The organism is Bradyrhizobium sp. STM 3561 (genome assembly GCF_045571455.1).
GTDB lineage: Bacteria > Pseudomonadota > Alphaproteobacteria > Rhizobiales > Xanthobacteraceae > Bradyrhizobium > Bradyrhizobium vignae.
This window is the reverse complement of sequence record NZ_CP120695.1, coordinates 6,813,202-6,832,637: the sequence shown is the minus strand read 5'-3', so window position 1 is coordinate 6,832,637 and position 19,436 is coordinate 6,813,202. Positions and strand designations below refer to the sequence as shown.

Genomic DNA, 19,436 nt, shown 5'->3' with positions numbered 1-19,436 from the left:
ATCATTGCTGCAGGGGTTGCTGCGGCACCGGCCTGCACACTGCGAAGAAGAATGCGACGAGAAGCACCGACGTGAACATCGTCGAGCGAAGCAACATCGTCTCGGTGAAATTCGATTGAAAGCTCAGGACGACGAATCCGATGATGAGCGCGCAGTGGCAACGATCGATCGAGCGAGTGGCGATCAAATACAGGACCTTTTCCGAGAACAGATAGACGCTCGCAACGAACAGAACGTATCCCAGAAATCCGGTTTCAATCGCCACCGCGACGTAACCGCTGTGATAATTGTCGAGCACCCAGCCATGGTTCTGATTGAAATAGTCGTAAATCGAAGGCCGCGTCCAGAATCCGTTGATGCCGAAGCCCAGCAGCGGCGCGTCGTTGAAATGGCTGATGGCGTACTGCCAAATGAAGGTCCGCTCGGTGAAATCGATGGTCGATTCGCCGATACGGATGGAATCGTACCCCGTCACATAGAAATACAGCATCAGCAGGGCGGCCAGGATGCACATGATGAACGGCAGCACCGCGTAGACTCTCATGCAGCGGATCGACCACATCGAAGTCACGAGCAGTCCGCCCGCGGCAAGCGCAACGGCACCGGCACCACGAGATCCCGAGGCGATGACGCAGGTCGATGCCAGGAGAAAGGTCGAGAGGAAAGCGATCCACCCCTGGCCCGTCATCTTCTGATAACAGGCGAAAAACATCAGATAGGCGCTGATGAAGCCGAGCGTCTGCTTCGATTCATATATTCCCTGCCACTGGCCATTGTGCATCCAGCTCTGGTCAACGCCGATCTCGGGCACGAAGACCGCACACAGGGCCGAGGCGGCGACCAGGATGAAGAGCCCCAGCGCCGTCGATCCGACGATCTCGTCGATGTCGATACGCGTGATGAGGCAGTAAGCACCGAAGGTCGTCACCACAAGTGCCGCGCTCTTCATGATCGCTGCGGTGGCGAGGCTGGTCCAGAGAACGGAAACGGCAGCGAGAGTATAGAATGCGACCAGCGTGATGAGATCGGGATTGGGCTGCACGCGCACGCGTGGACGTACGAAGACGCTGGCGTAGATCAGGATGACCCACATCAAGAGCGCGACGGCCTGTTGCACATAGCTCCACTCTGCGGGGAGCAATGCGGGGTGGAAAACGCCCATCGACGCGATCACGTTGACGGTGATCGAGATGCGGATCACGTTTCTGGCAAGCGTTTCCACGCCGGCGCCGGGCGCTTTCCAGATCGCGCTGTCGTATGCCTCGGAATCCGCTACGGTGTGCAGGCTGGCCATGAGCCGACCTTCCGAAAGCACGGTTAATATTTCCCTTAAGGTTGCATCGCGACCCCTTCGCGCGGTCGGCGGCCCCAGGGCAAACCTTCGGCGAAGGTCATATCGCCGATGTGAAGCAGATCCCAGCCACGATGGATTCGAGACCGACAGGAGGCTTGCAGCTTTGTGAACGCCGCCGAAGGCGATGCGGCGATCCAGACATAGCCCTCGCCATATTGTGTGGCGATGTACTTTGGCGATTTGGCGCTGTCGCCAGGCTTGGTCCGCAGCCTGTTCACCAGAAAGTCGATGTTGCGCCGGATATGTCGGATTCCGAAGCAACCTCATCGAGCAGACGGCCGCGGCGCATGAGGCGATGCGGATTCCGGGTGAGGGCGAGCAACAGCGCGCGCTCGTTTCTGGCGAACTTGATCGTCTGCCCATTGCGGCGCGCGAACAGGCACGTCTCGTCAAGGATCAGATCTCCGAAGCGGAGATCTGGCACTTTGTTCACTCCTGCCCCCTTAAGGCCAATCAAGCGCCGATCAGAGACAGGTATCCTCTTGAACGGCCCTGCCGCAAGCCTTGCATGGAGTCGCCGAAAATGCCGCGGCAGTTGGACGCGATAACGACGGCTTGGCGCGAGCTTTACGCCGCAGTCGCGGGCGGCAGAGCGAGCACCGAATAGATCGCCTGGGCGTCGCGCGAGGCGCGGAGCTTCTTGGCGATGTCCTGATCGCGCAGGAGACGGGCGATGCGAGCGAGCGCCTTGAGGTGATCGGCGCCGGCGCCTTCGGGGGCGAGCAGCAGGAAGACCAGGTCGACCGGCTGGCCGTCCATCGCCTCGAAATCGATCGGGCGATCGAGCCGCGCGAACAGGCCAAAGATCTTTTCCAGCTTGGGCAGCTTGCCGTGGGGAATGGCGACGCCATAGCCGACCGCGGTGGTGCCGAGCTTCTCCCGCTGCAGCAGCACCTCGAATACCGAGCGCTCGTTCTGCCCGGTCAGCTCGGCGGCCTTGGCTGCGAGCTCCTGCAGGGCCTGCTTCTTGCTGTTGACCTTCAATGCCGGGAGAATCGCCTCGGGTGCGACCAGATCGGTAATCGGCATGGAGGGTTTCCGAGGTGAATTAAACCGTCAGGTTCCGAATTGGCCAGCTTGATAGACCAAACTGAGCCGGCGTCAATAACATGAAGCAGGAGGCGGACTTAGCCCCGGTTCAGATGTGGGGGGCTTCTACTCCAACGCAATCCCGGTGCCAACTCCCGCATGCGGCTTTGCCCCCGTCATTGTTAAGGGGCCGGAATGCTACGGGCCCCGTCCCAGGCCTAACCATCCGACCGGCCGTCGACCTTCGCACCCGGCGGGTCAATCCAGCCCACATTGCCGTCCGCCCGGCGGTAAATGATGTTCACCCGGCCGGACGAACCATGCTGGAACACCAGGCAGGGTGCCCCGCTGAGGTCGAGTTCCATGACAGCTTCGCTGACCGAGAGCCGCTTCAGCGCCGTGGTTTGCTCCGCAATGATGACGGGGCTGTAGCCGGTGACTTCCTCTTCACCCTCCCCAGGCGCTTCCAGCACATAGCTGGTGGCATCGAGCGCAGCCATCGCCTCGGAGGCGGCATGGGCCTTGCGGGCGGAGCGGTCCTTGAGCCGGTTCTTGTAGCGACGCAGCCGCTTCTCGATCATCAGCAGCGCCTGGTCAGCGCTGGCATAAGCATCCGGCGCGTTCGAATCGGCCTCCAGCGTAATTCCCGAATCGAGATGCAGGGCGCAATCGGTGCGGAAACCGAAGCCGTCCTTGCTCAGCGTGATGTGGCCGGAATAGTTGCCGTCGAAATATTTGCGCAGCACCTCGTCGGTTCGGTCGGCGACGCGACCGCGCAGGGCCTCGCCGACGCTGATGCTCTTTCCCGAGATTCTGAGAGTCATGTGATGCCTCGCTTGGTTGGTGCCCAGCTTGGATCGGTCTCGATGGGGAATCGAGAGTAGCGCGATTTCGCTCCGGCGCAATCAGGCCAGTTCGGGGTTGCGGGAGCGATCGGACAAGGCGGTGGAGAGGACGTTACCAAGAGCGCTCTGCTTGTCGCGGCGGCGTTGCACCGAGGAGGGTATGCGCATGGCTTCGCGGTACTTCGCGACCGTGCGGCGGGCAATATCAATGCCCGAGGCGCGCAAGCGTTCCACGATGGTGTCATCCGACAGGATCGCGGAGGGCTCCTCCGAATCGATCAGCTGCTTGATGTGGTGACGCACGGCTTCCGCCGAATGCGCCTCACCGCCGTCGGCCGAGGCGATCGAGGCCGTGAAGAAATATTTCAGCTCGAACGTGCCGCGGTTGGTCGCCATATATTTGTTGGCGGTGACGCGCGACACCGTGGATTCATGCATCTGGATGGCATCAGCGACGGCCTTCAGATTGAGCGGCCGCAGGTGCGCGACGCCATGGGTGAAGAAGCCGTCCTGCTGGCGCACGATCTCGGTTGCAACCTTCAGGATGGTGCGGGCGCGCTGGTCGAGCGCGCGCACGAGCCAGGTCGCGTTCTGCAGCGCGTCGGTGAAATACGACTTGTCGCCGTCCTTGCCGATCTTCTTCGACAGCTCGGAATAGTAGGTCTGGTTGACCAGCACGCGCGGCAAGGTGTCGCTATTGAGCTCGACATGCCAGCCGCCGTCGGGGCCCGGACGGACATAGACATCGGGCACCATGGTCTGCAGGCGCGCCGAGCCGAACTTCATGCCCGGCTTGGGATTGAGGCGGCGGATCTCGCCGATCATGTCGGCGATGTCCTCGTCGTCGACGCCGCAGATCTTGCGCAAGGCAACGATGTCACGCTTGGCCAAGAGATCGAGATGCTCGACCAGGGCCTGCATCGCGGGGTCGTAGCGGTCGAGCTCGCGCAGCTGGATCGCCAGGCATTCGCTCAAGGACCGCGCGCAGACGCCGGGCGGGTCGAATTTTTGCAGCACGGCAAGGACGTCCTCGACCTCCTGCTGCGTTGCGCCGAGACGCTCGGCGGCCTGGCCGAGATCGGGCGGCAGATAGCCGGCCTCGTCGACGAGATCGATCAGGTACTGGCCGATCAGGCGCTGGGCGGGGGCGGTGAAGGCGACCGAGAGCTGCTCGGCGAGATGATCCGACAACGTTGTCTCGGCCGCGACAAAAGCTTCGAGATTGTAGTCTTCGTCACCCGAGGCGCCGCCGCCCCATTCGGTATAGGTGGTCGGCACGGCATCCTGGGCGTTGCGCGCCGCAGCCTCGGCCGGCTCCTCGGAGAAGACGTTGTCGAGGCCGGTGTCCAGGGTCTGCTCGATCTCGGCGCGGGTGCCGAGATCCTTGCTCATCCATTCTTCCTGGCCCGGCTCGAAGGCCTCGCCGCTGCCGCCGAAGCCGTCGTCGCCAACACCGTCACCTTGACCACCGGAATCGTTGCCATCGCCGTACTGGCCGGCCTCGGCCGAGGCCTCGCCCGCGGGGGCCTCGTCATTGGCCCGCTCCAGGAGGGGGTTACGCTCAAGCTCCTCTTCCACGAAGGTGGTGAGATCGAGATTGGACAATTGCAGCAGCTTGATCGCCTGCATCAGCTGCGGCGTCATGACCAGCGACTGCGATTGCCGGAACTCTAATCTCTGCGTGAGCGCCATGAAGCAAGAACCGTTCCCAAAAATTGGTCCGATTTTTGCTTATCCTAGTCCGAGCCCGATGTACATGTCTTGACGGATTGGAAAAAAGGGCTAGAGGCGGAACTCCTCGCCAAGGTAAAGGCGGCGCACGTCCGGATCAGCAACGATCTCATCCGGCGTCCCCTCGGTCAAGATTTCCCCGGCATAGACGATATAGGCGCGATCGGTGAGACCGAGCGTCTCGCGGACATTGTGGTCGGTGATGAGCACGCCGATGCCGCGATTGGTGAGATGGCGGACGAGGTCCTGGATGTCGCCGACGGCGATCGGGTCGATGCCGGCGAAGGGCTCGTCGAGCAGCATGTAGTTCGGCCGCGTCGCCAGCGCGCGTGCGATCTCGACGCGGCGGCGTTCGCCGCCGGACAGCGCGATCGACGGCGATTTGCGCAGGCGCGTGATGTTGAACTCGTCGAGCAACGAATCGAGCTGCTGCTCGCGTTTCTTGCGCGAGGGCTCGACCACTTCGAGCACGGCGCGGATGTTCTGCTCGACGGTGAGGCCGCGGAAGATCGAGGCTTCCTGCGGCAGGTAGCCGATGCCGAGCCGCGCGCGCTGATACATCGGCAGCTTCGTCACATCATGGCCGTCGAGCTCGATCGCGCCGCGGTCGGCCTTGATCAGGCCGGTGATCATGTAGAACACGGTGGTCTTGCCGGCGCCGTTCGGGCCGAGCAGGCCGACCGCTTCGCCTCGGCGCACATAGATGCTGACGCCGCGCACCACCTGGCGGCTGCCGAAGGCTTTTTCCACATTATGCACAGCCAGGAAGCCGGGCCGCTTCAGCAGCTGCGGCCCGCCTGCGCCATTGGATTTGCTGGCGGCCCTGACCGGGTGGACCGGCTGCGGCCGCGGCGGCTCGACTTGATAGTCGGCCTGGTAGTCCGCCTGGAACTGGTCGGGCGCACGCATCGGCTGCTCCCGGGTGATCGGCGGCGCGTCCCTGACAGGACTGGCCATGAGGCCGCCGACGCTGTCACCGAGTGCGGTAATGTCCTGACGCGCAAATCCAGGCCGGCCACGTTTGGCGGGGCGCCGACGGAACATGCTGAAGAGATCGACCATCCCCGCCTTCTAGCCTTGCGCGTTTCGTGCGCGAAATTCGCGTGATCTGCCACGCCAGCCAGACCGATTCGCTGACGCAGCATGAGTGAAGGGATGTCTCATGCCCAGTGAAACACGCCCGAAAAGCGGCGAACCCCGCTTCGAAAGCCCTGCGCGCTAGATACAGTCTCGCCGCGCAGGCTTCAACCTCGGATCGGGAGCACCCGAGCCAAGTGATTGAATTTACTTTTGTTTGCTTGCGCCGGGCAGCTGCAAGGGCGGCGCCGCGCCGGATTTGCCGCCCTGGCCGCAATCATTGCTGCCACCCTGCGGCATCAGGACCTGGACTCCCCGTCCGCTGTCAGATTCCACGCGCGACACGCCGGTGGTCATATCGACGGTCAGGCGGTCGCCGCGCATGACGTTCTTGCACTGGGTCAGGACCACCTGGCCCGAGCCGCCGAGCATGGTGATGAGATTGGTCCGGGTGTCGAAGATGGCAGTCTCGCCTGTCACCACCTGGTCCTTCTGGGTGACCACGACATTGCCGCGTGCCTCCAACCGCTTGATCGAGGAGCTGCCGCTCGGTCCTGGCGTCGCCGACTGCATCGGCGCCGATTTCGCGCCCTTCGCCGGTGCGGGCTGCGGCGTGGCCGGCTTGTCGCCGCCCGAATCGTAAAACACCACGAGCGTCTTCGAGGTCATGGTGGTGTCGCCCTGCACGACCTTCACATTGCCGGCGAAGGTCGCCTCCTTCTTCTTGTCGCGCATTTCCAGCGACGCGGCCTCGATCTGGATCGGCTGATCGCGGTTCTGCGAAAAGCCCTGCATCGCGTTGGGCACGCCTTGCATCGCGCCCTGCGCGATGGCCGCACCCGTGACGAGCAGCGCGAGGCCGACGGCGAGCGCGGCCTTGCCGACGACAGCGTTGCGCGAAAAACGGTTCATCATGAAAATCACTTTGAATTGGCAGGCTTGTTCTGAGGCGTGCGTGTCTTCGCCGGCGCGGGCTCGGATGGAACGGGCTGGGCGGCAGCGGGCTCGTCCAGCTTGTCCAGATGCATCACCACATTGCCCTCGAAGCGGATGACGTCACCGCCTTCGGTAATTCGCAGGCGATCCGCGCTCAGCGTGCCATTGGTCAGCTTGACGTCGACGCGCTCGTCCGAGGTGACCGTGCCCTTGCCCATGTCGACGAAGGCCGAGTTCAGCCGCGCCTCATAGCCGGTCGAGGTGCGCAGGAAGATGTCCTCGTGCAGATCGAGCTGCTGCTGCTTATTGTCGAAGCGGCCGGTGCGGGCGTCGAGGAACAAGGTCGATTGATCCTCCATCAGCACCTTCGCCCGCAAATCCGAGAGATCGACATGATCGGGGTCGGTGATGTCCTGTGTCGCGGTCTTGGCCCAGAGCTCGTAAGGCCGCTGGTCCGGCGTGTAACCGGCGAGGTGCGGCGTCTCCATCGTGATCCTGGTGCCGGACACCACCATATTTCCGGAATCGAGCGGCAGCTTCGGCATCAGCATGCGGAACGGATTGAAGATCGAGACGCCGACGATGGCAGCCATGGACAGCAGCACCGCACCCGGTACCGCGATGCGCAGAATCCGCACCAGGCGGCTGTGGCGCGCCGCGCTGGCGAACTTCGCCGCAAGCGCGGCGTCGTAGGTGGGATTCTGGGCCGAATTCACCTGGGCTCCTACTTACCTCGGCTCCTGACTATCGCTCGGCCCCATTCTATCCGGCGCCGCCCAAATATGCAGCCGGCGACAGGCCGTTACGAAAGTGTCCGAAACGGGGCGGCAACCCCTGGCCAATCGCAGCGAGAGCCCCTTAGGAATGCGCGAAAATGTCCTCTTCCGCCCAGCCCTGGAGGTCGAGAAGAGCGCGAGTCGGCAGGAAATCGAAACAAGCCTGCGCCAGCGCGGCGCGGCCTTCCCGGACCAGCATGGCGTCGAGCCGCTCGCGCAAGGCATGCAGATGCAGCACGTCGGAGGCGGCGTAGGCGAGCTGCGGCTCGCTGAGGCTGTCGGAACCCCAGTCGCTGGACTGCTGCTGCTTGGAGAGGTCGATGTTGAGCACCTCGCGCACGAGGTCCTTGAGGCCGTGGCGGTCGGTATAGGTGCGGGTCAGGCGGGAGGCAATCTTGGTGCAATAGATCGGTCCGGTCATGACGCCGAAGGTCTGGTACAGGACCGCGATATCGAACCGCGCGAAGTGGAAGATTTTCGTGACCGCCGGATTGGCCAAAAGCGCCTTCAGGTTCGGCGCGTCGGTGTGCCCCTTGGGGATCTGCACCACGTCGGCGCTGCCGTCACCGGGCGAGAGCTGCACCACGCAGAGCCGGTCACGGTGCGGGTTCAGCCCCATGGTCTCGGTATCGATCGCCACCGCTCCGGTGTAGCGGGACAGGTCGGGCAGGTCGCCGCGGTGCAGGCGTACGGTCATGGCGGGTCAAAACCTCGGGTCGAATCGGTGCATTTTGCAGGCTAGAGCACGATCCGGAGAGTGCGAAGCGGTTTTCCGACGAGACCATGCGAACCGGCCGCGGCCGCGTTTATCTGCTGGCGGCGGACCGCGCAAGCGTCAGTCGCAGTCAGTCATTGAGACGCACCAGGACGTCGTTGATCCCGAAGGGGCCGGTCGTGAACGCATCGCAAGCGCCACGCCGGACGAAGACGCAGGTGTTGATGTCATGGCTCGCGAGGGCACAGGTTCGCTTGGAAAAGTCCGGGGGCAGTTCTCCGGCCAGCGACGCCGGGGCGATGATGCGGTTGAATTCGCGTTGGTGCTTTTGCACCAGCGCCGAAAGCTGTCCATTGACCAGAGGATCGTCCTGATAGAAGGAATAGACCGGACGACCGATCGCGAGTTGCCCGCGGCCCGGCAGGAACGGGTCGTGCATGCCGTACAGGGCGAGACCGCAGAATTCCGGATCGACGTCAAGGTCCGTCGCCAATTTCGCCTCGGCCGTGCCGAGCATCCAGTTGTGGCGCATGGTGTAGGTCGCGCCTGACAATCCCAGCGACAGCAGCACCCAACCCGCGCAGACGACGGGAAGGCCCCAGTGCCGCCACCCAGGGCGGTGGCGCATCAACTGGACCCAATCCGCCGAGCCAAGCGCCGCAGCGATGATCAGCAAGGGGATCGACAGGAAGATGAAGCGATATTCCTTGTGCGCGATCATGCTGTGAAATGCGACGTTCACGATCGCCGCGACGATCAGCAGCGGGGCATGTTGCCAGCCACGCCGGAGCGCCATCAGCATCAGCAGCGTCGCTCCCGACCACAGGATAGACATCAGCTGGATGTAAGCCATCGGCGGCGCGACGCCGAATTCCGACGCCCTGTCATGCAGGAGATTTTGCTGAATGTTGAGGACGAGCCACGCGAACGGAATCGAGCCGTTGGCGAGGTCGACGCCAGCCGCGACCGCCAGAGCGGCGCATCCGCCGGCAATCAGGGCAATTGCGTTGCGCAGATCCCGCCAGCAGGCGCCCAGCACGAACACGGCGCAGGCCGGCGCATATTGGAAGCGCCAGACGAAAGCGAGCCCGAGCAATGCGCCGCCGGCAAAGAGGCGGTTGCGCGAGGGTTCTCCGGTCAGCAGCAAGGCTGCCGGCAGGATGAGGGCCGTCGTCAGCGGTTCGCTCAGCGTGTGAGGCGCGAAATAGACGAGCTCGAACCAGACCGCGGCGGCAAGCGCCGCGACGATGGCATGCGCGCGCGAGATCCGCGCGCCGAAATGCCAGGCGGTTGCGACGATCGACAGCGACGCAAGGCTGACGAGCAGGCGAGGCGCGACGAAGGCACCCCAGCCGCCGGGTGCAAGCCAGTCGCCCAGCGCGACCGGGCCTGCGAACAAGGTCGGCAAGAACCAGCTTCGAATGCCGTCACGCCATTCCCAGGTGACGACGCCCTGATGACCGAGCAGGCGCCAGGCCGGCTCCAGATATTGATAGATCTCGTCGTTGTGATTGATGTTCGGCCAGAAGGCGAGCGGCAGCCGGATGGCCGCGGCGACCAGCAGCAACGCACACAGGACGCCGTATCGCGCTGCCAAGCTTTTGGATTCGCCGGCGGGAGCGCTGGCGGGAACGAACAGAACTGCGGCACTATCCGTCATTATTTCTTGGCCTCGCCGGCAAAATCGGGCCTGACGTAAACGGTTTCATAGGCCCCACTGTATTGCTCGCGCCAGCCACGCCGCTCGACCAGAAACCGCCGTAGCTGCTCATGCGTCCTGACCCACAGCACCGCGTCAATCCGGTATTTGTCGAGCACCATGTCCCAAGCCGCTTCGTCGATTTCCCAGCTCACCAGCTTGAAATAGTCGTGCAGCAGATCGTCCGGATAGGCGGTGGCGGCACGGCCGTCGACGAAGGGCGAGACGGTGCCGTGCGTCTTGAAGATCAGGTAGCCGCCGACATTCCAGTTGTTCAGGACGCGCGCGCCGGCAAGATTCTTTTGCAAATAGCTGGCGTCTTCGTTCGACAACATGTCCGGCATCGCGAACGCCGGAGCGGCGCGCAGGAAGACCATCGGCAAGGTGCACAGACCGACGATGCCGGCCGCGAGCAGCGGTCCCTTGACGTCGATATTGGTGAACCGCTCAGGCAGCAGCCGGCTGACGTGCAGCGCCATCGGTACCGCCGAGAAGATGAAGAAGAATGCGATGTACCTGAACTGATACAGGCCCAGTATCAGGAACAGCCACGACATCAATCGTGGTTCGAGCGGGATCGGCCTTGAATTCCGGAAGCGCAACTCGAGCACGACGAAGGCCAGCATGTAAAGAATGCCGGGAATGCTGCCCGGCATTTCCATGTTGTGATAGTAGGACAGCCACTCGCCAATATTGTCCTGCACGAAGTGCCCCATCGTCGCGGCGGTGCCGGCGTAGATGTTCCAGCCGAGCGGATTGACGAATGTCGCAGCAAGACACGCGATGCCGGCGCATGCGAAAATCTTGAGATCAGCCCAGGCACCGCGGAGCAAGGCTACGGCGAAGAACACGCCGATGACGAAGAAGCCGAGCAGGAAGCCGCCGTGCAAATTGGCCCAGAGCACCATCAGCAGCGGAAGCAGGAACCATCGCGAGCGTCGCAGGCATTCCCGGTAGAACACGACGCAGAGCAACATCGTGCAGGTGTTGGGCGACACCGCGAGATACACGTTCGGCGAGGCCTCGTAGAGGGGATAGAGCAGGCACGCCAAGAACACGGCGATGCACACCGCGACCGGCGATGCGCCGGTGCCGACACAGACGGATGTGAGATAGCCGACGATCGCCGCGCCACACGCCACTGCTAACACGACGAGCCCGCCAAGGCCTGCATATTGAAACGTGACGCTGGCGAGCGCGTCCCAGAGCCAGGACAGGTTGAACCATGTCTTGTCGCCGTGGGTGAAAGACCAGGGATCTTGCAAGGGGATGTTGCTGCTCGTCCGGATCAGATCTCCGGCCGCCAGATGCCAGCCGAGATCGTAGTGACCGAGCAGGACCGGCGCGTTCAGGACGTAGAACAGGGACATGAACGAGATCAGGAACAGATAGATTCCCGACCTCAGCGCGAACGGGCTGATCGCATTCGCAACTTTGTCGAATGTCGGCTCGCGCCAGACTTGGTGCTGATCCACCGATCCCCTCACGACGAAGCGAGCCCCAAGGGCTCTTGCGTGCCCGCCTGGTCGCCGGATGCGAGCTTCGCCGCTGACTTAGAGGCAAGTTATCTAAAGTGGAGTAAATCCGGACGGTGCAATCGAGGGGATTTGGCCGGCGAAAAGCTGAGGGCACCGGAGCTTGTGTAACGTCCAAGCGGTTGTTTTTACGTGATATTTCCCGCCCAACGGCAGCTGGCGATGGAGCGGCCGACATGGCGCTGTCAGCGCTGATTTGGGAGGACGACCGAGAACGTGGTGAATGAACTCGTCGCCTTCGCGCCGCTCCCCCTTCCAAGTGTGCGAGGTGCTACGCGAAGGGTGCGGCTGATCCGGGAGCGCGAGGTGCGATAGGCCATCCTGGACGTCGCAATCGCACGCGGGCCCGAGGCCGCTGATGCAAGCCCTGGTTTTTCAGACACGCCCCCTGCAAATCGCCTTCAGCCGACCTTATCTCCCATTTTCTCGCGCCCCGCCCTGCTCATCCCGAATCGGATGCCATGACCGAACAGACGCTCGCTGCGCCAATCGACGACCAACGGGAACGCCAGCGCGGCTTCTCGCGCTACCAGGCGCTCCTCATCGCGCTGCTCGCGTTCACGCAGTTCACGATCATCCTCGACTTCATCATCATGTCGCCGCTCGGCGCCATCCTGATGCCATCGCTCAACATCACGGCGGGACAGTTCGGCGTCGCGGTGTCGGCCTACGCATTCAGTGCGGGAGTATCGGGCATCCTCGCCGCCGGCTTCGCCGATCGCTTCGATCGCAAGCGCCTCTTGCTGTTCTTCTATGTCGGCTTCGCGCTCGGCACCCTGCTCTGCGCCGCCGCGCAGAATTATCACATCCTGCTGCTCGGCCGGATCGTGACCGGATTGTTCGGCGGCGTGATCGGCTCGGTCGTGCTCGCCATCGTCACCGACCTGTTCCCGTTGCAGATGCGCGGCCGCGTGATGGGCTTCATTCAGACCGCATTCGCCGCGAGCCAGGTGCTCGGCATTCCCGCCGGGCTGTTTCTCGCCAATCACTGGAACTGGCATGTCTGCTTCGTCGCGATCGTCGTCCTGTCGATCGCGGCAATCGCGATCATCGCCTTCGCGATGGAGCCGGTCGACGCACATCTGACGCTGAAGCAGGACAGAAGCCCGTTCCACCATCTGGTCGCGACGATTGGTCAGCCGCGCTATACGCTCGCCTTCGCCGTCACGACGCTGCTGGCGACGGGCGGCTACATGCTGATGCCGTTCTCCAGCGCCTACACCGTGCACAATCTCGGCATCGACATCACGCATCTGCCGACGATCTATCTCGTCTCCGGCCTGTTCAGCATCGTCACCGGGCCGCTGGTCGGCAGGGCGAGCGACGCGTTCGGCAAGTATCCGACCTTCGTGTTCGGCTGCGCGATGACCGTCCTCATGGTGCTGATCTACACCCATTTCGGCCATGTCTCGCTGGTGACCGCGATCACCGTCAACGTGCTGCTGTTCGTCGGCATCTTCTCGCGCATGATCCCATCGCAGGCGCTGATGTCGGCGATCCCGGAGCCGAGCCAGCGCGGCTCGTTCAGCGCGGTCAGCGCCTCGCTCCAGCAGCTCTCCGGCGGGCTCGGCTCCGTGCTCGCCGGCGCGATCATCGCGCAGGCGCCTGATGGCGCGCTGATCCATTTCGACCGGATCGGCTACGTCGTCGTGACCACGACGATCGTGACGCTGGTGATGATGTATTTCGTGCAGAAGGCGGTGGCGGAGCCGGCGGGGAAGCGGGTGGTGTGAGGGTGCTTCACCTTATCGCGACCGATGGTCAAGCTCAGCTTCGACCCACCACGGTCGCAGCCGTTTGACTCAGACCGCCTTGAAAAGGAATGCCGATCAACAATAGTCATTGGTCAGCTAGACCGCATGGAAGAGTCGCATGGCGGTGAGTGCTGATCTGGGCGAAGCGCTCGAGAGCTTCGAATGGTGGAGTCGAGATGTGGCGCGGTGGCTTTAGGCTGCACATATCTGTTGCCGCCCCTTTCGTCTGGCGGTGCCTTAGTGGTGTAGCCGTGACTCCGTTTCCACATCCCGCTCGTCGAACCGGACAGGCAGATCTTCCGCATCCGGCTCTCGGACAAGGCCTCACGCCTTCGCCCACGGCACGTCGCGCCCAAGTGCGGTGAGACGTACGAGCCCGAAGTGCCCGTAAAGGTGCGAGAGTGGATAGGTCCCGCCCTTGCGTCGCCTGACCTTGTGTTTGATGCGCAACCACCGGCGCAACCGCACAGCGGTGTAGTTGTCGATCGCCCGATAGGCCTTGGTGACGGTGCCTACATTGAAGTAGTTCGCCCATCCGCGCAGCGTGCGGTTCAACTTCGCCACCAACTCTGTGGTGTCTTGCCACGTCCCCGTTCGGTCCGTCAGCGCATGGATTTGCTCAACCATACGCTTGATGCTTTTCTTCGATGGCCGGTACCCCAGGCGCGCCTGGCCGGTTCTCGCTGAGTACATCCGTCCGAACGAGTATCCCAGGAAGTCGAACTCCTCTTCCGGCACCTTGCAGATTCGTGTCTTGTCCTCGTTGACCGTCAGCTTCAGCTTGCCCATGATCTCGTGCAGTCGCGACAAGGCCTCTTCGGCTTTGCCCCGCCGGCATAGGATCACGAGATCGTCGGCATAGGTCACGATGCGAGTGCCGAGGCTTCGCTCGAGACCGAGCATCTTCCATCCCAGCACAAACCGGCGCATGTACAGGTTAGCCAGCAGTGGCGAGATGGGTGAACCTTGCGGGATGCCGCGCCGGTTGTCCCGGGCTTCGGTCGTGCGTGTCTTCCTTCCTTGATCGTCGGTTTCTTCCACAGGGCATTCCAGCCACATCTTGATCAGATGCAGCACGCGCCGATCCACGATCCGGCGCGCCACCGACTTGAGAAGTTCGGCATGCGGAATGCTCCCGAAGTAGTCCGCGAGGTCGGCGTCGACGACTTCCGGGTGACCACGGAACAGCAGCCCTTCCACCTCGACCACCGCCTGTTGAGCATTTCGCCTAGGACGGTACGCGTACTGTTCGGGTGGAAGGTCGGCTTCGAAGATCGGTTCCAGCACCAGCATCGCTGCCGTCATGCAGACCCGATCGCGCAAGGTTGAGATGCCCAATGGCCTGAGTTTGCCATTGGCCTTCGGGATGTACACTCTTCTGATAGGGTCCGGTCGATACGTCTCCTGCCTGAGCGCAAGCGCCAGTTCGCCAAGCCACCGCTGCACCCCATACGCTTCAATGTCCGCGAAGTCCTGACCATCCACCCCCGGTGCGCCCTTGTTGGAGCGGCATTGGGCATAGGCATGGGCCAAGATGTCTTCCCGGCTGATCTTGTCGTAGAGGGCATAAAAGCGGTAGCCGGCTTCTGCCTTCGCTTTCGCGTGCAACGCCGTCTGCAGTTTCTGAACACTCTTCGGAGTTGATAGGTTGCCCAATCCCCAGGTCCCTCACTACGTCTTGCGTTCGTCTTGAACTGAGGTCCCTTCCCTCCCCCGGCGTTACCCGGCTTCAGCGGTATTACGAACCTCTCCGCATCCCCACGGCGCCCGGCCTGTCCCTCGCGGGCGTCCGGTTGATCATCCCTGACCACGTCGTAGGGCCTCCCGTGTTGCGTACGCTTTCCTTGTGTACATGCTGTCGCCACTACCCCGGCGCAGCGGCTGGGCGTACTACTTCGCTCAATCCCCCAGCCGTATCAGCCTTCCCCGAAAGGGTCGTCGGGTCGGCCTGCGCATCGTCCTTTTCGAGGCTTGCTCGGCGTTCACTCGCGTTACGGCCTGCACACTCGCGCTGTCACCAATTCGTGACACGCTAATCGAAGGCTTCAGCCACTTCGTTACCTCCATGACTGCTCCGATTGCTTCCGGCTGGAGCGTTTGCCGGGTGGGACTTGCACCCACTGGAAAGCGCCGCCTTTTCACGGCGCACACCCGGATCAGACATCAGCTAGGCTAATGAGATTCGATCACGGTCGTGCCTGTCAGGCCAACTGAACGGGCCCGTGGTCATCGCAATGATCACCATGCGGATGGTGCAGCCGACCGTCCACGAGATAGTCGACATGATCGCCATGCGGCACCTGTTCATGTCCGCAGTTTGGACCGTGTACGTGTGAACAGTGGACTTGAGGCGTGCACTTCACGGGATTTGCTGCGCTGACCGGAATGACATGTTCGTCCACGTGATCCCCGTGCATGTGATGGAGATGGCCGTCGTGAAGATAATCCACGTGGCCGTCATGACGGATCCCGGTGTGCCCGCAGTTGGGGCCATGCTTGTGGGGATGATTGGCGTGATGCTTCTCGGTGCAGGTTTCCATCATTGTGTCCTTTCTTCGCTCAGGAACCAGCTAGGGCCTCACTGCTTCTCTGTAGGCTCCTCGATCGGCGCACTGCAAAAATCTCAGACTAAAATCTCAGAAATGTGCTTCGCCGCCCGCCGGAGTATGGTTCCTTCGTGTTTGGAGACGAAGCGTCATTCCAGCCCTGATACGTTCCGTAGCTTCGGCCCTGCACGAAGTGGAAATACTTTTTGCAGGCGCCTGTTCCTTTCCCGGAATAATCGCCCTTCACATTTGAAGGACGAATTTGGCTGCGCACGACACTTGTGGCGGTTTCTCAAAGCCTCAGTGGCTGGCTTGTCCCAATGTCGCAGTGTGGCCCGTCGCGTCGATCTTGGCGCGTCCGCTATTGCGCCGCTCCTGTTGGCTGAGCGGGAATGATCGACCACCACCTTGCGAACCTGTGCGAGGTAGAAGCCCTCTGCCGTTCGTGGACTATCTACGATCGGCAACCATCAACGTGATGAAACGATCAGGCACCGTGCCGCGCGGTGAGCAATAGGTTGCCCGTCGGGTAAGAGGAAGCCGCCCGAGTTCTGCTCGGCCACACTCCCTTAGAACATCGCCACAACCCACCGCGTTCCCTCAGGCGTCATCGAGATAGGCGAGCGCCTTGGCTTGCCGTGCTTTGGCCTCCCGAGGGTCATGTGTGCGCAGCGACACTTTGATCGTGCCGGTGCCACCGACCTTCACCGTCGCCGTCTCATCCCCACGGGAACGCCCAGCACCAAGCCCACTGCCTGATCGGTCAGGTCAGCGGGGACGCGCTTTCGGAGGTAATGAACGGAGGAGCCGTCGCGGCGGATAGGAGAGGCCATTCGCAGAAGCATGTGTACCGTCTCTGTGTACCAGTTGAGACGGTCGATCACCCTTGAGTATCAGGGACTCCAGCGAAATCGAGGACATCGCGGAGCGGTGGTGCCCAGGAAAGGACTCGAACCTTCACGGCCGTTAAGCCACTGGCACCTGAAGCCAGCGCGTCTACCAATTCCACCACCTGGGCATGCCGTTTGGGGCACGGAGGGGGTTACTACGGTTCGGTGACGCCGTTGTCAATTCATGCTTGAAGCCCGGTTCGGGATGCCGATTGCGCATCGCAAACCAGGCCGATAAAAGCCTGACAAGACGCACTCTTTCCGCAGGAATGGACCCCCCATGGCATCGAATCTGGACACGCTCGTCACGGTTTTCGGCGGATCGGGGTTTTTGGGCCGCAGTGTCGTCCGCGCCCTGTGCAAGAGGGATTACCGGGTCCGGGTCGCGGTGCGGCGGCCGGAACTCGCCGGATACCTCCAGCCGCTCGGCCGGGTCGGGCAGGTCCACGCCGTGCAGGCGAATCTGCGCTATCCGGCCTCGGTCGAGGCGGCGCTGCGTGATTCGCACATCGTGATCAATCTCGTCGGCGTCCTCACCGAGGCTGGCGCGCAGACTTTTGATGCCGTCCAGGCCAAGGGCGCCGAGACCGTCGCCAAAGCGGCAGCCGCCGCCGGAGCCCAGCTGGTGCATGTCTCCGCGATCGGGGCCGACGCCGGTTCGCCCTCGCGCTATGCCAGAGCCAAGGCGGCGGGCGAAGCCGCGGTCCTGGCTGCGGTTCCCTCAGCCACGATCTTCCGCCCCTCCGTGATGTTCGGCCCCGAGGACCAGTTCACCAACCGCTTTGCCGCGCTGGCCCGGATGTCGCCGGTGCTGCCGCTGATCGGCGGGAGTACCCGGATGCAGCCGGTCTATGTCGGCGACGTCGCCACCGCGATCGCGGATGCTGCCGACGGCAAGGGCAGGACGGGCGCGACCTACGAGCTCGGCGGGCCGGAGGTGCTGACGATGCGCGAGATCATCCAGACCATCCTCGACATCACTGACCGGAAGCGGATGCTGATCTCGCTGCCGTTCGGCCTCGCCCGCTTCCAGGCTCACTTCCTGCAATTCGCGCCGGGCGGGTTCAAGCTGACGCCGGACCAGGTCACGCTGCTCGAGCGCGATAATGTGGTGTCGGAGGCGGCGAAGGCGGCCGGCCTGACGCTGGAAGGCCTCGGCATCACGCCCGATTCGCTGGAAGCGATTGCCCCGCAATATCTGTGGCGCTTCCGCGCCGCAGGCCAATTCCAGCGCATGAGCGTGTGAGGTTCTTACCTCTCCCGCTTGCGAGGTCGCCGCATCCGGGCGATGCGAAGCATCGTCCCGCGCGGCGGGTGAGGGCTTTCTCGTCATCGGGACCTCGCTGTGGAGACACGCTCTCTCCAACCCTCTCCCGCAAGCGGGCGAGGGAGCGCACCGAACGTGCGGCAACGGCGTCAAAGCTTCAGCTTCTTGAACACCGCCTCGGGCCAGGCTTCACCGTAACGACGTGAGGCTGTCGACATAGCGGCCGAAAACGCCCTAAAGCATGATCCGGAAAAGTGCGAAGCGGTTTTCCGGAAAGATCATGCGCAAACAACAAGCTAAAGCGCGATGACGATTCATCCAAATCTCATCGCGCTTTAGCAGTGATGGTTCTTGCCGTGCATGTCGGCCGCGATGACGCGCCGATCAAAACGAAGCGCGTGCCAAAACTCATATGGCGTTGAAGCCCGGGCGGTAGAGCTTAACGACCGAGCGCCAGCGCGATCAGGCCGAGCGTGCCGACGATGACTCGCCACCAGGCGAACAGCACGAAGCCGTGGCGGGTGACGTATGTCAAAAATGTCTTCACCACGATGACGGCGGTGATGAACGAGACCACGAAGCCGATCGCGACGATGTTCATATGGTCCATCGTCATCTCGGCGCGGTTCTTGTAGAAATCGTAGGCGAACGCGCCGATCATGGTGGGAATGGCGAGGAAGAACGAGAATTCCGCCGCCGCGCGCTTGTCGGCGCCGAGCAGCATCGCGGCGACGATGCTGGCGCCGGAACGCGACACGCCTGGGATCATCGCCACGCACTGCGCGATGCCGATATAGAGATACATCAGCAGCGGAAATTTGGTGGCGTCGTGCTCGCGCGGCTTGAGGTCGAGCTTGTCGACCCAGAGCAGGATGGCGCCGCCCACGATCAACGTGAAGCAGACGACCCAGGGGTTGAACAGTACGCTCTTGATGTATTTGCCGGCAACGAGGCCGACGACGACGGCCGGCAGGAACGCCACCAGCACGCCGATCACGAAACGGCGCGCATAGGCATCGCCCGTGAACATGCCGATCGCGACGTCCCAGAGCTTTCTGAAATACAGCCCGACGATCGCGAGGATCGCACCCAGCTGGATCAGAACCGTAAACGAATCCCAGAACGCGCCTTCACCGAGATGGAAGAAGCGCTCGGCGAGCAAGAGGTGGCCGGTCGAGGATACGGGAAGGAACTCGGTCACACCCTCGATGATGCCGAGGATCACTGCCCGTATTGCGTCTGACATATTTACGGTCCATTTCGGCTGGAAAAGCGGGGCTCT

At 62.7% G+C, this 19,436-nt stretch carries 17 protein-coding genes and 1 tRNA gene; 2 read left to right on the top strand and 16 right to left on the bottom strand.

Translation table 11 applies throughout. The features are described 5' to 3' along the window. Position 1: 1 nt before the first annotated feature. The 11 genes from P6U28_RS32430 to P6U28_RS32380 form a co-directional block, all read right to left on the bottom strand. Entirely contained in the window at positions 2–1,294 is a 1,293-nt protein-coding gene (locus P6U28_RS32430; RefSeq protein WP_122400183.1) for an O-antigen ligase family protein, read from the bottom strand. Between the two features lie 274 nt (positions 1,295–1,568). Further along, positions 1,569–1,778: a hypothetical protein gene (locus P6U28_RS32425; protein WP_407120480.1), complete on the bottom strand. Its 210-nt coding sequence runs from the start codon at positions 1,776–1,778 to the stop codon at positions 1,569–1,571. A gap of 143 nt (positions 1,779–1,921) precedes the next feature. After that, positions 1,922–2,383: a PTS IIA-like nitrogen regulatory protein PtsN gene (gene ptsN / locus P6U28_RS32420; RefSeq protein ID WP_008141251.1), complete on the bottom strand. Its 462-nt coding sequence runs from the start codon at positions 2,381–2,383 to the stop codon at positions 1,922–1,924. A gap of 218 nt (positions 2,384–2,601) precedes the next feature. Further along, entirely contained in the window at positions 2,602–3,207 is a 606-nt protein-coding gene (hpf, locus tag P6U28_RS32415; protein ID WP_122400186.1) for a ribosome hibernation-promoting factor, HPF/YfiA family, read from the bottom strand. 81 nt (positions 3,208–3,288) lie between these two features. After that, positions 3,289–4,920 carry an RNA polymerase factor sigma-54 gene (gene rpoN, locus P6U28_RS32410; protein ID WP_407120479.1) on the bottom strand — a complete coding sequence of 544 codons (1,632 nt, stop codon included), beginning with the start codon at positions 4,918–4,920 and terminating at the stop codon, positions 3,289–3,291. A 90-nt stretch (positions 4,921–5,010) separates the two neighbouring features. Then, positions 5,011–6,021, bottom strand: a complete 1,011-nt coding sequence (lptB, locus tag P6U28_RS32405; protein ID WP_129142377.1) for an LPS export ABC transporter ATP-binding protein — start codon at positions 6,019–6,021, stop codon at positions 5,011–5,013. Positions 6,022–6,243: 222 nt separating this feature from the next. Continuing rightward, entirely contained in the window at positions 6,244–6,951 is a 708-nt protein-coding gene (locus tag P6U28_RS32400) for an LptA/OstA family protein (protein ID WP_162500045.1), read from the bottom strand. A 5-nt stretch (positions 6,952–6,956) separates the two neighbouring features. Next, positions 6,957–7,688, bottom strand: coding sequence for an LPS export ABC transporter periplasmic protein LptC (gene lptC, locus P6U28_RS32395; protein WP_122400190.1), 732 nt, complete (start codon positions 7,686–7,688; stop codon positions 6,957–6,959). 142 nt (positions 7,689–7,830) lie between these two features. Continuing rightward, positions 7,831–8,445 (bottom strand): ribonuclease D, encoded by a 615-nt coding sequence (locus P6U28_RS32390; RefSeq protein ID WP_122400191.1) that lies wholly within the window; start codon positions 8,443–8,445, stop codon positions 7,831–7,833. 148 nt (positions 8,446–8,593) lie between these two features. Next, positions 8,594–10,060, bottom strand: coding sequence for a 4-amino-4-deoxy-L-arabinose transferase (locus P6U28_RS32385; RefSeq protein ID WP_407120478.1), 1,467 nt, complete (start codon positions 10,058–10,060; stop codon positions 8,594–8,596). A 62-nt stretch (positions 10,061–10,122) separates the two neighbouring features. Beyond that, the gene (locus P6U28_RS32380; RefSeq protein ID WP_129142379.1) at positions 10,123–11,637 is read right to left on the bottom strand and encodes a hypothetical protein; all 1,515 of its coding nucleotides are present in this window, start codon (positions 11,635–11,637) and stop codon (positions 10,123–10,125) included. 521 nt (positions 11,638–12,158) lie between these two features. Here P6U28_RS32380 and P6U28_RS32375 point away from each other — a divergent pair. Next, positions 12,159–13,430, top strand: coding sequence for an MFS transporter (locus P6U28_RS32375; protein ID WP_407120477.1), 1,272 nt, complete (start codon positions 12,159–12,161; stop codon positions 13,428–13,430). Between the two features lie 345 nt (positions 13,431–13,775). On the opposite strand, the gene ltrA is transcribed toward P6U28_RS32375, so the two are convergent. From ltrA to P6U28_RS32355, 4 genes are all read right to left on the bottom strand, one after another. Beyond that, the gene (ltrA, locus tag P6U28_RS32370) at positions 13,776–15,107 is read right to left on the bottom strand and encodes a group II intron reverse transcriptase/maturase (protein WP_164937182.1); all 1,332 of its coding nucleotides are present in this window, start codon (positions 15,105–15,107) and stop codon (positions 13,776–13,778) included. A 545-nt stretch (positions 15,108–15,652) separates the two neighbouring features. Continuing rightward, on the bottom strand, positions 15,653–15,994 hold the full coding sequence (locus P6U28_RS32365) for a hypothetical protein (RefSeq protein ID WP_245509433.1): 342 nt from the start codon (positions 15,992–15,994) through the stop codon (positions 15,653–15,655). A 603-nt stretch (positions 15,995–16,597) separates the two neighbouring features. Next, complete coding sequence (locus P6U28_RS32360) at positions 16,598–16,705, bottom strand: DUF6538 domain-containing protein (protein ID WP_347338793.1); 108 nt, start codon at positions 16,703–16,705, stop codon at positions 16,598–16,600. A gap of 223 nt (positions 16,706–16,928) precedes the next feature. After that, positions 16,929–17,015, bottom strand: a tRNA-Leu gene (locus P6U28_RS32355). 152 nt (positions 17,016–17,167) lie between these two features. Here P6U28_RS32355 and P6U28_RS32350 point away from each other — a divergent pair. Further along, positions 17,168–18,133, top strand: a complete 966-nt coding sequence (locus P6U28_RS32350) for a complex I NDUFA9 subunit family protein (protein WP_407120476.1) — start codon at positions 17,168–17,170, stop codon at positions 18,131–18,133. A gap of 460 nt (positions 18,134–18,593) precedes the next feature. Here P6U28_RS32350 and P6U28_RS32345 read toward each other — a convergent pair whose 3' ends face one another. Next, complete coding sequence (locus P6U28_RS32345) at positions 18,594–19,400, bottom strand: undecaprenyl-diphosphate phosphatase (protein ID WP_129142382.1); 807 nt, start codon at positions 19,398–19,400, stop codon at positions 18,594–18,596. Between the last annotated feature and the right edge of the window lie 36 nt (positions 19,401–19,436).

Coding starts and splice junctions, on each gene's coding strand:
- P6U28_RS32375 (WP_407120477.1), top strand. CDS start 12,159: ATGACCGAACAGACGCTCGCTGCGCCAATCGACGACCAACGGGAACGC.
- P6U28_RS32365 (WP_245509433.1), bottom strand. CDS start 15,994: ATGATGGAAACCTGCACCGAGAAGCATCACGCCAATCATCCCCACAAG.
- lptB (WP_129142377.1), bottom strand. CDS start 6,021: ATGGTCGATCTCTTCAGCATGTTCCGTCGGCGCCCCGCCAAACGTGGC.
- P6U28_RS32350 (WP_407120476.1), top strand. CDS start 17,168: ATGGCATCGAATCTGGACACGCTCGTCACGGTTTTCGGCGGATCGGGG.
- hpf (WP_122400186.1), bottom strand. CDS start 3,207: ATGACTCTCAGAATCTCGGGAAAGAGCATCAGCGTCGGCGAGGCCCTG.
- P6U28_RS32400 (WP_162500045.1), bottom strand. CDS start 6,951: ATGATGAACCGTTTTTCGCGCAACGCTGTCGTCGGCAAGGCCGCGCTC.
- P6U28_RS32430 (WP_122400183.1), bottom strand. CDS start 1,294: ATGGCCAGCCTGCACACCGTAGCGGATTCCGAGGCATACGACAGCGCG.
- rpoN (WP_407120479.1), bottom strand. CDS start 4,920: ATGGCGCTCACGCAGAGATTAGAGTTCCGGCAATCGCAGTCGCTGGTC.
- P6U28_RS32345 (WP_129142382.1), bottom strand. CDS start 19,400: ATGTCAGACGCAATACGGGCAGTGATCCTCGGCATCATCGAGGGTGTG.
- ptsN (WP_008141251.1), bottom strand. CDS start 2,383: ATGCCGATTACCGATCTGGTCGCACCCGAGGCGATTCTCCCGGCATTG.
- P6U28_RS32390 (WP_122400191.1), bottom strand. CDS start 8,445: ATGACCGTACGCCTGCACCGCGGCGACCTGCCCGACCTGTCCCGCTAC.